This window comes from Streptomyces sp. NBC_00557, from assembly GCF_036345995.1.
Taxonomy (GTDB): Bacteria; Actinomycetota; Actinomycetes; order Streptomycetales; family Streptomycetaceae; genus Streptomyces.
In genome coordinates this window covers 4889014-4902888 of sequence record NZ_CP107796.1, presented here as the reverse complement: position 1 = coordinate 4902888, position 13875 = coordinate 4889014, and the positions used below count along the sequence as shown (strand labels likewise).

Annotated in this window: 10 protein-coding genes; 5 read left to right on the top strand and 5 right to left on the bottom strand. The window is 70.9% G+C overall.

Going from position 1 to position 13875, the window contains the following annotated elements:
* Positions 1–75 precede the first annotated feature (75 nt).
* Positions 76–1263: an LCP family protein gene (locus OG956_RS21385; protein ID WP_330339597.1), complete on the top strand. Its 1188-nt coding sequence runs from the start codon at positions 76–78 to the stop codon at positions 1261–1263.
* A gap of 230 nt (positions 1264–1493) precedes the next feature.
* Complete coding sequence (locus OG956_RS21380; protein ID WP_330339596.1) at positions 1494–3245, top strand: LCP family protein; 1752 nt, start codon at positions 1494–1496, stop codon at positions 3243–3245.
* A 148-nt stretch (positions 3246–3393) separates the two neighbouring features.
* Here OG956_RS21380 and OG956_RS21375 read toward each other — a convergent pair whose 3' ends face one another.
* Positions 3394–5022, bottom strand: coding sequence for an LCP family protein (locus tag OG956_RS21375; protein WP_330339595.1), 1629 nt, complete (start codon positions 5020–5022; stop codon positions 3394–3396).
* A 660-nt stretch (positions 5023–5682) separates the two neighbouring features.
* Positions 5683–7011 (bottom strand): LCP family protein, encoded by a 1329-nt coding sequence (locus tag OG956_RS21370; protein ID WP_330339594.1) that lies wholly within the window; start codon positions 7009–7011, stop codon positions 5683–5685.
* Positions 7012–7130: 119 nt separating this feature from the next.
* On the opposite strand from OG956_RS21370, the gene OG956_RS21365 reads away from it, so the two are divergent.
* Complete coding sequence (locus tag OG956_RS21365) at positions 7131–7691, top strand: acyl-CoA thioesterase (RefSeq protein ID WP_330339593.1); 561 nt, start codon at positions 7131–7133, stop codon at positions 7689–7691.
* Between the two features lie 37 nt (positions 7692–7728).
* Here the strand turns inward: OG956_RS21365 and OG956_RS21360 are convergent, their stop codons facing one another.
* Positions 7729–9234: an LCP family protein gene (locus OG956_RS21360; RefSeq protein ID WP_443065586.1), complete on the bottom strand. Its 1506-nt coding sequence runs from the start codon at positions 9232–9234 to the stop codon at positions 7729–7731.
* Between the two features lie 128 nt (positions 9235–9362).
* On the opposite strand from OG956_RS21360, the gene OG956_RS21355 reads away from it, so the two are divergent.
* Complete coding sequence (locus OG956_RS21355; RefSeq protein WP_330339591.1) at positions 9363–10394, top strand: glycosyltransferase family 2 protein; 1032 nt, start codon at positions 9363–9365, stop codon at positions 10392–10394.
* Between the two features lie 177 nt (positions 10395–10571).
* Here the strand turns inward: OG956_RS21355 and OG956_RS21350 are convergent, their stop codons facing one another.
* Together OG956_RS21350 and OG956_RS21345 are read right to left on the bottom strand one after the other, a co-directional pair.
* On the bottom strand, positions 10572–10934 hold the full coding sequence (locus OG956_RS21350; RefSeq protein WP_330339590.1) for a four-helix bundle copper-binding protein: 363 nt from the start codon (positions 10932–10934) through the stop codon (positions 10572–10574).
* Between the two features lie 160 nt (positions 10935–11094).
* Entirely contained in the window at positions 11095–12252 is a 1158-nt protein-coding gene (locus OG956_RS21345; protein ID WP_330339589.1) for an acyl-CoA dehydrogenase, read from the bottom strand.
* Between the two features lie 179 nt (positions 12253–12431).
* On the opposite strand from OG956_RS21345, the gene OG956_RS21340 reads away from it, so the two are divergent.
* Positions 12432–13775 (top strand): UDP-glucose dehydrogenase family protein, encoded by a 1344-nt coding sequence (locus OG956_RS21340; protein WP_330339588.1) that lies wholly within the window; start codon positions 12432–12434, stop codon positions 13773–13775.
* The last annotated feature ends 100 nt before the right edge of the window (positions 13776–13875 follow it).

Genomic DNA, 13875 nt, shown 5'->3' with positions numbered 1-13875 from the left:
CTGTCGGCCGACTCCCCCGCCATGGTCGTAAGAGCAGGACGCGACGCTCGTACGCCTCAAGGGGGTGCCCCGGCCGTGGCCGACAGCGCAGGCAAGGCCCTCGGCCCCGGTGTGGGGGCCTCGGCCACCGGCGACGGGCTGGTGCGGCGCCGCCGCCGGCGGTGGGCGCACAGGGCGGCGCTCGGGCTGGCCGCGCTGGCCGTGACGGGCGTCGCGGGCGGCTGGGCGGTGTACGCCAGGCTCAGCGACAACATCACCGCCGATGACGCCGCCGCCCGCGAACTGGAGCGGTACGAACGGGAGCGGCCCACCGAGCTGGTGCGGGGCGCGCAGAACATCCTGCTGATCGGGTCGGACACCCGGGCCGGAAGCGGCAACGGCGCGTACGGGCGGGATCTGGGCAGCGAGCGGTCGGACACGACGATCCTGCTGCATCTGGCCGCCAACCGGCGCAGCGCCACCGCCGTGTCCCTGCCGAGGGACCTGATGGTGGACATACCCGGCTGCCTGCAGAAGGACGGCAGCCGCAGCCGGCCGGTGTTCGCCATGTTCAACCACGCCTTCCAGGTGGGCGGTTCGGCGTGCACGATCCGGACCGTCGAGAAGCTGACGGGCATTCGGATCGACCATCACGTGGTCGTGGACTTCAGCGGGTTCAAGGAGATGGTCGACGCCGTCGACGGCGTGCAGGTGTGCCTGAAGGAGCCCATGGACGACAAGGCGGCCCTGCTGAAACTGCCCGCGGGCAAGGTCACGCTCGACGGGGAGCAGGCACTGGGGTACGTGCGGGCCCGCAAGTCGGTCGGCGACGGCAGCGACACCGAGCGGATGGAACGCCAGCAGCGGTTCCTCGCGGCGCTGGTGAACAAGATGCAGAGCAACGACGTGCTGCTGAACCCGGCGAAGCTGTATCCGGTGCTGGACGCGGCGACCTCCTCGCTGACCACCGATCCGGCGCTGGCGAGTCTGCGCGGCATGTACCAACTGGTGCGCGGGCTGCGCGACATCCCCATCGAACGGGTGCAGTTCCTGACCGTGCCGAGGGAGTCGTACGTCTACGACGCCAACCGTGACCAACTGGTGGAGCCGGAGGCCCAGAAGCTGTTCGGCCGGCTGCGCGCGGACCAGCCCGTGGCGGTGGCCCCGCGGGCGCCGAAGCCGGCCGCGGAGACGAACGGGAAGGGCGGCAGCCCGGCCGCCCTCGCCCCCTCCCCCACACCGACGTTCCGCGGGTACACGGCCGCCGAGCACACCTGCACATGATCCGCACGGCGGAACACCGGACGCGCGTCCACGAAAATGAACCGGATTGCCCGGGTGTAGGCATGCGGAATTTGTCACCGGCGTCGCTGGACGCTGAACTGGGCGGATAGTGTGAGCGATCCGGTGCACCTGGCCGCGAGGTCCGTCCTGGGGTCGTGCACTGTTTCACCGAGACCCGAGCGCCTTTGAGGGGGAAGGCGCCGCGTTCCCGACGGAGGATTCGGACAACCGTGGACGCGCAAGGCCGTGGGCGGGCGGACGACATCGACCCCGCAGACCAGTGGGTGCTCAATCCGAACACCGGCGAATACGAACTGCGACTGAGTCCTTCCGCAACGCAGTCACCGGTTCCCGGTCCCCGCAGACCGGCCCCCCGGGCGGGAGCCGGCGCACCGCCCCGCCGTACCGGCACGGCACCCGACGGGGCGCGCCCGGCGCAGGGCGGTGACGTACCCGCGCCGCGGTCGGCCCGGCGCCGGGGCGGCGAGCCGGAGACCCCGCAGGGCAGGCGGGCGGCCCGGCGTCCGGTGAAGAAGAAGTCGAAGGTGAAGAAGGCGCTGGTGTGGACGGCCGGCGGCACGGCGTTCGTGCTGGTCGCCATCGGCGCCGCCGGCTACCTGTACATCAAGCACCTGAACGACAACATCACGTCCGTGTCCGACGACGGCGCGGGCACGGGTGGCTTCCGCAAGGACGAGGCGATCAACATCCTGCTGATCGGCACCGACAAGCGCACCGGCAAGGGCAACGAGGGCTACGGCGACGCGGGCAGCGTCGGGCACGCCGACACCACCATCCTGCTGCACGTCTCCAAGGACCGGTCCAACGCCACCGCGCTGAGCATTCCGCGCGACCTGATCACGAACGTCCCGGACTGCCCGACCAAGCAGGCCGACGGCACCGAGAAGGTCATCTCGGGCACCCAGAACGTGCGCTTCAACACGAGCCTGGGACAGGACGGCCGTACCCCGAGCTGCACCATGCGGACCGTGACCGAACTGACCGGGATCAAACCCGACGACTTCATGGTCGCCGACTTCAACGCGGTCAAGACGCTGACGGACGCGGTGGGGGGCGTCGAGGTCTGCCTCGGCAAGGACATCGACGACCCGGACTCGCATCTGAAACTGTCCAAAGGCGTGCACAAGATCCAGGGCGAGCAGGCGCTGGCGTTCGTGCGGACCCGGCACTCCGTGGGCTTCGGCGGCGATCTGAGCCGGATCGGGCTGCAACAGCAGTTCCTGAGCGCGCTGATGCGCAAACTGAAGGGCAACTCCACCCTCAGCAGCCCGACGAAGATGCTGAACCTCGCGGAGGCGGGCACCAAGGCCCTGACCGTGGACGACAAGCTGGACAGCATCGGGAAGCTGAAGGACCTGGGGCTCGAACTGGGCAAGCTCAACCTCAAGAACCTGACCTTCACGACCGTGCCGGTCAGGGACAACCCGGCGGACGGTGCCGTCCACAAGACGGTGATCCTCGATCCGACGCTGGCCCCGCAGGTCTTCGAGGCGATCAGGAACGACGTCTCCTTCACCGAGGTGAAGAAGAAGCGGAAGGCGGAGAAGGACGCGCAGGCCGCGCGCCTGAAGGGCAGCAGGTCCGCGCCCTCCGACGTGCGGGTGCGGATCCTCAACGGCGGCGCCCAGCCGGGCAGCGCGCAGGAGACCCTCGACTGGCTGCAGAACCAGGAGGGCGTGCTGAAGTCGGAGAACGCGGGCAACGCGCCGGCGCAGCTGAGCAAGACCACGCTGGAGTACGCCCCCGACCAGGCGGCGCAGGCACGGGAGCTGGCCCATCTCATGGGCCTGCCCGGCTCGGCGCTGAAGCCCGGCAAGAGCGTGACCAACTCCCAGGGGCTGCCCGCGATGACGCTGACCCTGGGCAAGGACTTCAAGGGCGCCGGGGTCTCGCTCACTCCGCCGTCGAAGGCGCCGGACGTCGCGAAATCCACGGCGGACAAGGTGAAGTGCGCCTCGTAGGCAACCCGTCTGACGCGCCGGGGCCTCCGTTCGGCGGCCGGCCTGGATCCCGGCGGCCGAGCGGCGCCGCGTAGCACACCATGAGGGCCGCGGCTCCCGGCGGAGTCGCGGCCCTCATGGTGTGCACGGCCCGGTCACCGCGCTCCGCTCACCAGGTGAAGCCCTTCTGGACCTCCATGCACGCGTCCTTCTTGTCGCCGTTGAGCGCGGCCGACGAGGAGGGCGCCTTCGTCGGCTCGGCGGGCGGCTTGTACGCGGTGCCGGTGCGCCAGTCGGAGCCCACGATCAGCGTGACACCGGAGACGTCGGTCGACTTGCGCACCTGCTTCAGCGGGATCCCGAGCGCCTTGGCCACCGCCTGGGCGTCGCCTTCCAGGTCCGCGCTGGGAAACAGGACGGTGGTCCTGGTCTCCGACGCCGCCGTGGTGTCCGCCGCTGCCTCGGTGAACCCCTTGCCCCGGAGCACCTGGACGACCCCGCTCGCCCGCTGCTGCGCCGGAGGCTGTCCGTCCCCGGCGGTGCCGTTGCGCACCTGCACCGCGATCCTGTCGTCCGGGTCCGCGGGGGTCTTCGCCTTCTCCTCGGTCTTGTGCTTCGCGCCGCGTCCGTCCAGCGGCGTGTCGTCGCGGACCATGGAGACGAGCTGGTCGGCGTCCCCGGGCGCGGGCACGAGCCGGTTGTGGTCCTGCGTCCACTGCACGGTCGGCAGCGTCGTCAGCGTGATCCGCTTGGTGGGGACCTTCTTGAACTCCTCGGACAGGTCGTAGAGCTTCGCGATCGTCCCCAGGCCCTCGTCGACCTTCAGGGCCTTCGTCGCCGTCTCCGCCAGGCTGCGCATCGCACCGGGGTTGGTCAGCGTCGCGTTCTTCCGCAACTGGCGCACCATCGCGCTCATGTACATGTGCTGGGCGTGGGTACGGCCGAGGTCGGTGCCGTCCTCGAAGCCGTAGCGGGTACGCAGCCACTGCAGGGCCTGCTGGCCCTTGACGTACGTCGTCCCCGCCTTCAGTTTCAGGCCCGAGCCGTGCCCGTCGGGGGTGTGCGACCAGACGTTCTGCCTGACGCAGACGGGGACGCCGCCGATGGCGTCCGCCATGTCCACCACGCCGGAGAAGTCGACCATCATGAAGTGGTCGATGTGGATCTTGGTGAGCTTCTGCCAGGTGGCGACCGTGCAGCCGGGGCCGCCGCGGGCCAGCGACTCGTTCGCCATGGCCAGGGAGAGTGCCGGGTAGACCTGGCCGCTGTGCGGGTCGGTGCACTTGGGGATCGGGATCATCGTGTCGCGGGGCAGGCTGACGACGGACATGTTGCTGCGGTCGGCCGACACGTGCACCAGCATCTGCACGTCCGCGAGCCCGGCGCGGCCCACCTCCTGCTTGGCTCCGCCGAGGGCGAGGTCCTTCGCGCTGTTCCGGCTGTCCGAGCCGATCAGCAGCACGTTCAGCGGTGTCTGGCCGGCGGCGTTCGGAGTCGCCTTCGGTACGTCCGAGTCGCCGAGGTTCAGCTTGTCCTTCTGGATGTTGGCATTGAGGTGCTCGTAGTACAGGTAACCCGCCCCGGCGGTGCCGAGTATGACGACCGCCAGGGTCAGCGCCGACCAGCGCAGTATCCGGCGCTTGGGCTTCGGCGGCTCCGGCTCCGTGCGGCGTCTGCGACCGCCGCCGCCCCGCCCGCGGTCGTCCCGCCCGCCCCGGGGCTCGCTCTCCGCAACGAGTCCGCCGGCGCGCCGAGCACGCGGCACCGCCCCCTCCTGGTCCACGCTGCTGCGTGCCATCTCCTGCCTTCCCGCCCTCGGCACCCTTACACCGCGGCTTTGTTGCGCACCCCGCCGCCGGTGAGGAGGCGTACGCGCCTTGTCGTTGTCTGCAGGCCGTGCCGCGGTGACCGGGCGCCGGCCGGAGCGCGGGGCCGGCCCCGGTCCGCGCCGGGGCCCGCCGTGCTTCCGCGTTCAGTTAGACGCAGAAGGAAGCCCGTACGTCACAGGGCCCGTATGACGTCGTCGGCCGCCGGCTTCCGGCGTGCCGGTTCGGCGCGTTCGCCGAGGGGGTGAGCGACATGCCTGAGTCCGCTCCGTGCTGACGGCGCCTCACTGATCGGTCCGAGGGGCCGACGCCGTTCCCCCGCCCACGGCCTTGCGTGTTCATGTCGCCTCGTCCTCCGTCGGGGCCGCGCGACGAGTCGCCCCCCAGGCCCTCGGTGCAGTGGGTCGAACGGTGCAGACGCCTCGGCAGTTCCGCACCGGACCGCACACACTATCCGCACAGTTCAGCGCCTGTTCACGGCGATGACAAACCCCACGTTCGCACAACCGGCCGACTGGTGCCGGTATGCGCGGAATGGGCGTCGCGCCTTGATCCGTGCTTTACTCCGCGCTTTACCCTGCCGAGGGGGAGCGGACCCCGGGGACCGGGCCGTGGACGGGACGTCCGGCGGCCTAGGAGCCGGAGACGGTGACCTTCTGGTCGTTGTTCAGCTCGTTCACCAGGGTCTTGACCTTCGTCTTGTCCCAGACCAGGTTGCCGCCGACGGAGCCGGAGATCGGCATGTTCATGGACGTGCCGTCGCCGCCCTGGACGCCCTTCATCGCCCAGAACATCGAGGCCAGGTCCCACAGGGACATGTCCTTGTCGACGATCAGGGAGTCCAGGCCCGCGCCCATGGTCGGGTAGAGCCTGAACGGGTTGAGGACCGTGGACGGGGTGGCCACCTGGTGGGCGAGGGCCGACAGGAACTTCTGCTGGTTCTTGGTGCGCTGCAGGTCGGAGGCGGCGAACGCGTGCCGGGTGCGGACGAAGGCGAGGGCCTGCGCCCCGTTCAGCTTCTGCTTGCCGGCCTTGAAGTCGGCGCCCGAGTAGGAGTCCTTGAAGCCCTTGTCGATGTCGATGGTGACACCGCCGACGGCGTCCACGATGTTGGCGAAGCCCTGGAAGCCGATCTCCACGTAGTGGTCGATGTGCAGCCCGGTGTTGGCCTCGATCGTGCGGACCAGCAGCGTCGGGCCGTCCTCGGCGTAGGTCGCGTTGAGCTTCGTGTGCCGGCCCTGCGCCGGGTAGACCTTCCCGGAGGTCGAGCCCTTGTACGACGGGACGACGACGTCGGAGTCGCGCGGCAGCGATATCAGCGTGTCGCCGTTGTCGCCGACGTGCAGGATCATCATCGAGTCCGTGCGCTTGCCCTCGGCGCCGCCGGTGTGCAGCTTCTTCTCGTCCGCCTTGGACATGCCCTCCCGGCTGTCCGAGCCGACGATCAGGTAGTTCGTGCCGGAGCCGGACGCCGGCCGGTCGATGACCTTGGAGAGGTCGACCTCGCGGCGCAGCTTGGAGTCGGCCCAGAAGTAGGTGGCGACGGAGGTGACGGCCAGCACGGTCGCCAGCGTGATCGCGGTCCACTTGATCCGGCGCCGCCAGTTCGGACGCGGCCGGTACCGGTCCACCTCCGGGTCCGGGTCGTTGTCGTTCGGCACGAAGCCGCCGCCGCGCCGCCCGCCGCCGTACACCTGCCCGGTGTTGTAGCCGCTGTCGTAACCGGCGCCGTCGCCGTAGCCCTGGCCGTCGACGTACGACGGCTGCTGCGGGACGCCGGCGGCCCCGTACGGCGGCGCCGCCGGACCGGGGTCGCCGTAGGAGCGCTGGCCGGGCGGCACCGCCGGGCCGCGCCGCACCTGACGCATGACGCGGGCGCCCTCCGGCTGTGCGCCGGCACTGCCGCGTCCGTAGCGCGGGCCGCGGTTGTCGTCGGACCATCCCTCGGGCCAGTCATTCATGCGCCCCAGTGTGCAGGGCACCGGTGTGAGGCGTACAAGGGCTGTCGGAAAATCACAGCGGCGCTGTTGCGAAGCCGACACAAATTCCGCGATTGCCGCTTCGGCATAAGGTGGAGGGCATGACAGACCAGGCCACGGACGTGGAACGGGACACGGAACCGGACATCCCGGGCAAGCCGACGTCCGCCTCGCGCACCACCCTCAGCCACATCATGACCCACAACGACACCAACCTGCTGGGCACGGTGCACGGCGGCGTGATCATGAAGCTGGTCGACGACGCGGCCGGCGCCGTGGCCGGCCGGCACTCCGGCGGTCCGGCCGTCACCGCGTCCATGGACGAGATGGTCTTTCTCGAGCCGGTGCGCGTCGGTGACCTGGTCCATGTGAAGGCGCAGGTGAACTGGACCGGCCGGACCTCCATGGAGGTCGGCGTGCGGGTCCTGGCCGAGCGCTGGAACGAGTCGACCCCGCCCACCCAGGTCGGCACCGCCTACCTGGTCTTCGCCGCCGTCGACGCGGACGGCAAGCCGCGCCGGGTGCCGCCGGTGATCCCGGAGACCGACCGCGACCGCCGCCGCTACCAGGAGGCCCAGATCCGCCGCACCCACCGCCTGGCCCGCCGCCGCGCCATCCGCGAGCTGCGCGAGAAGCGGGCCGCGGAGGGCTTCGACGACTAGCCGGGTGCGCCTCGACCAGCCGGGTGCGCCTCGTGGACTAGACGCCGGCGCAGGTCACCTCGTTGCCCCGTACGGCCGTCTGCGGGGGCTGGGCGGGATCCTCGAAGCGCACCTTGCGCACGTCCTTGAAGTCGGCGCCGGCGGTCACCTTCAGCAGCGGCCCCTGGCCCGGCACGGCGCGCAGCCGGGCGCCCGGGAGGGCGGTGGCCAGGGCGCGGGCGAAGCGGTCCCAGCGGGGGTCGTAGGAGATCACCGTGTGCGGCACACGGGCGGGGGCGGTCACCGGCCGGCGGGTGGTGGCGAAGCCGGCCGCCGCGAGGGCGGCGTCGACGCGTTTGGCGAGCCCCATCGTGCCGGTGCCGTTCGCCACCTGGACCTGGATCTGCCGCGGGTCCGCCTCGACCGGCGCCGGAGGCTGCGTGCGCCCCTGCGGGGCGTGCGCGGGCGGCGGCGCGGTGAGCGGCTTGTCGTCGCGCAGGGCCGCGAACAGCTGGACCGCCTTGCCCTGGTCCCACTTCACGGTCGAGCCGATGCCCTTGACGGCGTAGTTCATCTGCCCGATGGGCACGGTGGTGAACTCCGAGGAAGACGGCGAGAAGTCCCGCATGGCGCGGCCGAGGTCGAGCAGCTCGTCGGTGCCGAAGCCCTCGTCGGCGCGGACCGAGCCGAGCACCGCCCGGGTCACGTCCCGGAACCGCATCGGGTTCAGCAGCACCCCGGAGGAGGTGGCCCGCTCGATCAGCGCGGCCAGGAACCGCTGCTGCCGCCGCATCCGGCCCAGGTCGCTGGTGGCGTCGACGTGCCGGGCCCGCACGTACTGCAGGGCCTGCCCGCCGTTGAGGGTGTGCCTGCCCGGGGAGAGGTTCAGCCCGCTGTAGGCGTCCTTCAGCGGCGTCGTCGTACAGACGCTCACCCCGCCGAGGACGTCCACGGTCTTCATGAAGCTGGTGAAGTCGACCTCCAGATAGTGGTCGATCTTCAGATGGGTCATGTTCTCGACCGTGCGGACGGTCAGCTGGGGGCCGCCCTCGGAGTAGGCGGCGTTCAGCCTGATGGGGTGCGCCGGGTGCTGCCTGCGGGTGACCGGGTCGGTGCTCGCGGGCACCTCGGCGTAGGAGTCGCGCGGCAGGCTCACCACGGTGGCCCGGTCCCGGTTCTCCGAGACGTGCACGATCATCATCGTGTCGGTGCAGTGGCAGGGCGCCCCGCCCAGCCGGTACCGCCGCCGCTCCTGCTCGGTGATCTTGTCCCGGCCGTCGGTGCCGACCAGCAGGATGTTCATGCCGTGGCCCGCCTGCGGCCGGTTCTTCATCTCCTTGAAGGCGTCGACCCGGGCGATCCCCGCGTCCAGGCTGCTGATCACCGCGTGCCCGATCCCGGCCGAGGCGAGCACCACGACCGACATCGTGCTCGCCGCCCGCATGGCCCACCGTGGCCGCCGGGGCGGCCGTACGGACCGGACCGGCCGCTGGGGCGAACGCGGCACACGGTGGGGCGGCTGCGGTCGGCGCGGACGCGCGGGGGACCGGGGCGGGCTGGCCAAGGGGGACACCTCCGGACGACGCCGTACGTGGGATCCGTGAGCACGGTAGGCCGATACGATCTCCAGCCCGGCCCTTGGCCCCGGCGGCGCGCACCGGTGTCCCCCGTTCGCGGTAACGTGAGCCCCCTATGAACGCCAAGCCCGACGTGCGACACCCCGCAGTTTCCGTGATCATGCCCGTCCTCAACGAGGAGCGGCATCTGCGCGGGGCCGTCCAAGCGATCCTCGCGCAGGAGTACGCCGGCGAGATGGAGGTCGTGATCGCTCTCGGTCCGTCCACGGACCGCACGGACGAGATCGCGGCTCAGCTCGTGGCGGAAGACGCGCGCGTGCACACCGTCCCCAACCCGACCGGCCGGACGCCCGCGGCGCTGAACGCGGCGATCAAGGCCTCCCGGCACCCGATCGTGGTCCGCGTCGACGGCCACGGCATGCTCTCGCCGAACTACATCGCGACCGCCGTGCGGCTGCTGGAGGAGACCGGCGCGCAGAACGTCGGCGGCATCATGCACGCCGAGGGCGAGAACGACTGGGAGCGCGCGGTCGCCGCCGCGATGACCTCGAAGATCGGCGTCGGCAACGCGGCCTTCCACACCGGCGGCGAGGCCGGACCCGCCGAGACGGTCTACCTGGGCGTCTTCCGCCGCGAGGCCCTGGAGCAGCAGGGCGGCTACAACGAGGAGTTCATCCGCGCCCAGGACTGGGAGCTGAACTTCCGGATCAGGGAGGCGGGCGGGCTGATCTGGTTCTCGCCGGAGCTGAAGGTGTCGTACCGGCCCCGGCCGAGCGTGCGGGCGCTCGCCAAGCAGTACAAGGACTACGGCCGCTGGCGGCACGTCGTGGCCCGCTACCACTCGGGCTCCATCAACCTGCGCTACCTCGCCCCGCCGACGGCGGTGTGCGCGATAGCCGCCGGGATCGTGGCCGGCGCGGCGCTCACCCCGTGGGCCTTCCTCGTCCCCGGCGGCTATCTGGCGGCGATCGTCGCGGGCTCGCTCCCGGCGGGCCGGGGCCTGCCGCTGAAGGCCCGGCTGCAGATCCCGGTGGCCCTGGCCACCATGCACATGTCGTGGGGCTGGGGCTTTCTGACCAGCCCGCGGTCGCTGGCGAAGAAGGTCATCGCCTCGCGGCGGCCGGCCGTCGTCACCGCCGGCCGATGACCGGCGGTGGCGTGTCACCCCGCCGGTGACACGCCAGGCTCTTCTTCGGTGTTCCGGCCTCGGACTGCTCAGGCGTGCCCATGAAGCCGGGGGGCACCGGTGCACGGCCGGAGGCGCTGCGGCGGTGACCGCCCGGGGGCACTCGGGCAGCGGGCGTCCCCGGGCGGCTGCCGTGGCTCACATACCGGCCCCCGCCGTCGCCCGGCAGGCCTCCGCGCAGCGGCGACACGCCTCCGCGCAGCGCATCATCTGCTGGTCGTCGGGCATGGTCATACACGCCTCGGCGCACATCTCGCACACCTTGGCGCACATCGTGCACATCTCGGCGGACATGGGCGAGCGCCGCATCATCATGTCGGCGCACATGCGGGTCATCTCGGAGCAGTCCATCAGCGCCCGCATGACCTGCATCTGCTGCTGGCCGCCCTTCTGCATGCAGGAGCTCATGGACTCCTCGCACATGCTGTGGCAGTTCATGCAGGCCTCGATGCAGTCCTGCATCTGCTGGGTCAGGGCCGGCATCATCTGGGACTGGGTCATGGCTCCTCCTGGGAACCCGGGGGCCCGGGGCGGACCCCGTGTGCTTCCGTCCTACGACGACCGGGCCCCGCGCGCATGTGACCGACCGGTCGTAAGGTGCCCCGGAAGAGCGAGAGGGCGCCCGGAGGACGCCCTTTCCCAGCGGTGAACTGCCGTGCCGTTACGGCAGGTTGCGGGCCATGACGATCCGCTGGACCTGGTTGGTGCCTTCGTAGATCTGGGTGATCTTCGCGTCGCGCATCATGCGCTCCACGGGGTAGTCGCGGGTGTAGCCGTAGCCGCCGAGGAGCTGGACGGCGTCCGTGGTGACCTCCATCGCCACGTCGGAGGCGAAGCACTTGGCGGCGGCGCCCAGGTAGGTGAGGTCGGCGTCGCCGCGCTCGGAGGCGGCGGCCGCCTGGTAGGTGAGCGCGCGGGCCGCGGAGATCTTCATCGACATGTCGGCGAGCATGAACTGGATGCCCTGGAAGTCGGCGATCGGCTTGCCGAACTGCTTGCGCTCCCGGACGTAGCCCTTGGCGTAGTCGAAGGCGCCCTGCGCGCAGCCCAGCGCCTGGGCGGCGATGGTGATCCGGGTGTGGTCCAGGGTCTTCATCGCGGTCGCGAAGCCGGTGCCCTCCTCGCCGATCATGCGGTCGGCGGGTATGCGCACGTTGTCGAAGTAGACCTCGCGGGTCGGGGAGCCCTTGATACCGAGCTTCTTCTCCGGGGCGCCGAAGGAGACGCCCTCGTCGGACTTCTCGACCACGAAGGCGGAGATGCCCTTGGTGCGCTTGGCCGGGTCGGTCACCGCCATGACCGTGTAGTACTCGGAGACGCCCGCGTTGGTGATCCAGCGCTTGACGCCGTTGAGGACCCAGTGGTCGCCGTCGCGGACCGCCTTGGTCTTCATGCCGCCCGCGTCGGAGCCCGCCTCCGGCTCGGAGAGGCAGTACGAGAACATCGCGTCGCCCTTGGCCAGCGGGGCCAGGTACTTCTTCTTCAGCTCCTCGGAGCCGGAGAGGATCACCGGGAGCGAGCCGAGCTTGTTCACCGCGGGGATGAGGGAGGAGGAGACGCAGGCGCGGGCCACCTCCTCGATCACGATGACCGTGGCGAGCGCGTCGGCGCCGGCGCCGCCGTACTCCTCGGGGACGTGCACGGCGTGCAGGTCGTTGGCGACGAGGGCGTCGAGGGCCTCCTGCGGGAAGCGGGCCTCCTCGTCCACCGCCGCCGCGTACGGCGCGATCTTCGCCTCGACCAGGGAGCGGACGGCGTCCCGGAGCATGTCGTGCTCCTCGGACGGGCGGTACAGGTCGAAGTCAGCCGATCCGGCCACGGACTCACGCTCCAAAGACGCAGTGATACTGACGCTAATTACCGTTAAGTAATCAAAATTTTAGAGGTCGGCCCGCGGCACGCCTACGTGACCTACACGACAGCGGAGAAATTGCCCGCTGAGCGGCCCGACTATGCTCAGGGGCCGCAGCCCCGACATACCCGAGCTGGAGCACATCCATGAGCCTGAAGATCACTGTGATCGGCACCGGCTACCTCGGCGCCACGCACGCCGCGGCCATGGCCGAGCTCGGCTTCGAGGTGCTGGGACTCGACGTCGTACCCGAGAAGATCGCCATGTTGGAGCGCGGCGAGACCCCGATGTACGAGCCGGGGCTCGAGGAGCTGCTGCGCAGGCATGTGGCGGGCTTCGGGGGGTCGACCGGGCGGCTGCGGTTCACCACCGACTGGGCCGAGGTCGGCGCCTTCGGCGACGTGCACTTCATGTGCGTCAACACCCCGCAGCGGCACGGGGACTACGCGGCCGACATGTCGTACGTCGACTCCGCGATCTCCTTGCTCGCCCCGCATCTGCACGGCCCGGCCCTGGTCGTCGGCAAGTCGACGGTGCCGGTGGGCACGGCGGACCGGCTGGCGGACTACCTCGCCGCGCACGCCCCGGCGGGCGGCGACGCCGAGCTGGCCTGGAACCCGGAGTTCCTGCGCGAGGGCTTCGCCGTGCACGACACCCTGCACCCGGACCGGATCGTGGTGGGCGTGCGCAGCAAGCGCGCCGAGAAGCTGCTGCGGGAGGTGTACGCGACCCCGCTCGGCGAGGGCACCCCGTTCGTCGTCACCGACTTCCCGACCGCCGAGCTGGTGAAGACGGCCGCGAACTCCTTCCTCGCCACGAAGATCTCCTTCATCAACGCGATGGCGGAGGTGTGCGAGGCCGCGGGCGGTGACGTGGCGAAGCTGGCGGAAGCCATCGGGTACGACGACCGGATCGGGAAGAAGTTCCTGCGCGCCGGGATCGGCTTCGGCGGCGGCTGCCTGCCGAAGGACATCCGGGCGTTCATGGCGCGGGCCGGTGAGCTGGGCGCGGACCAGGCGCTGACCTTCCTGCGCGAGATCGACTCCATCAACATGCGCCGGCGCGGCCAGATGGTGGAGATGACCCGCGAGGCGCTCGGCGGGGGCTCCTTCCTCGGCAAGCGGGTCGCGGTGCTCGGCGCCACGTTCAAGCCCGACTCCGACGACGTCCGCGACTCGCCGGCGCTGAACGTGGCCGGGCAGATCCATCTGCAGGGCGGCCAGGTCACGGTGTACGACCCGAAGGGCATGGACAACGCCCGCAGGGTCTTCCCGACGCTCGGGTACGCCGGCTCCGCGCTGGAGGCGGTGCGCTCGGCGGACGTCGTCCTGCACCTGACCGAGTGGCGGGAGTTCCGCGAGCTGGACCCGGCGGCGCTCGGCGAGGTCGCGGCCGCCCGGGTGATCCTGGACGGCCGTAACGCGCTCGACCCGGAGCTGTGGCGCCGGGCGGGCTGGACGTACCGGGCGATGGGCCGTCCGACGGCGTGACGCACGTGCGGGGGCGCGGACGCAGGGCGTAACGGACGTACAGCCGGGGGACTTACGGCATACGGACTCACGGCATTAGGCGACGCCGGTTCGGCCGAGG

Excerpts from the sequence above, each read along its gene's own strand:
- OG956_RS21375 (WP_330339595.1), bottom strand. The coding sequence starts at position 5,022 with ATGGCACGCAGCAGCGTGGACCAGGAGGGGGCGGTGCCGCGTGCTCGG.
- OG956_RS21370 (WP_330339594.1), bottom strand. The coding sequence starts at position 7,011 with ATGAATGACTGGCCCGAGGGATGGTCCGACGACAACCGCGGCCCGCGC.
- OG956_RS21365 (WP_330339593.1), top strand. The coding sequence starts at position 7,131 with ATGACAGACCAGGCCACGGACGTGGAACGGGACACGGAACCGGACATC.
- OG956_RS21355 (WP_330339591.1), top strand. The coding sequence starts at position 9,363 with ATGAACGCCAAGCCCGACGTGCGACACCCCGCAGTTTCCGTGATCATG.
- OG956_RS21350 (WP_330339590.1), bottom strand. The coding sequence starts at position 10,934 with ATGACCCAGTCCCAGATGATGCCGGCCCTGACCCAGCAGATGCAGGAC.
- OG956_RS21340 (WP_330339588.1), top strand. The coding sequence starts at position 12,432 with ATGAGCCTGAAGATCACTGTGATCGGCACCGGCTACCTCGGCGCCACG.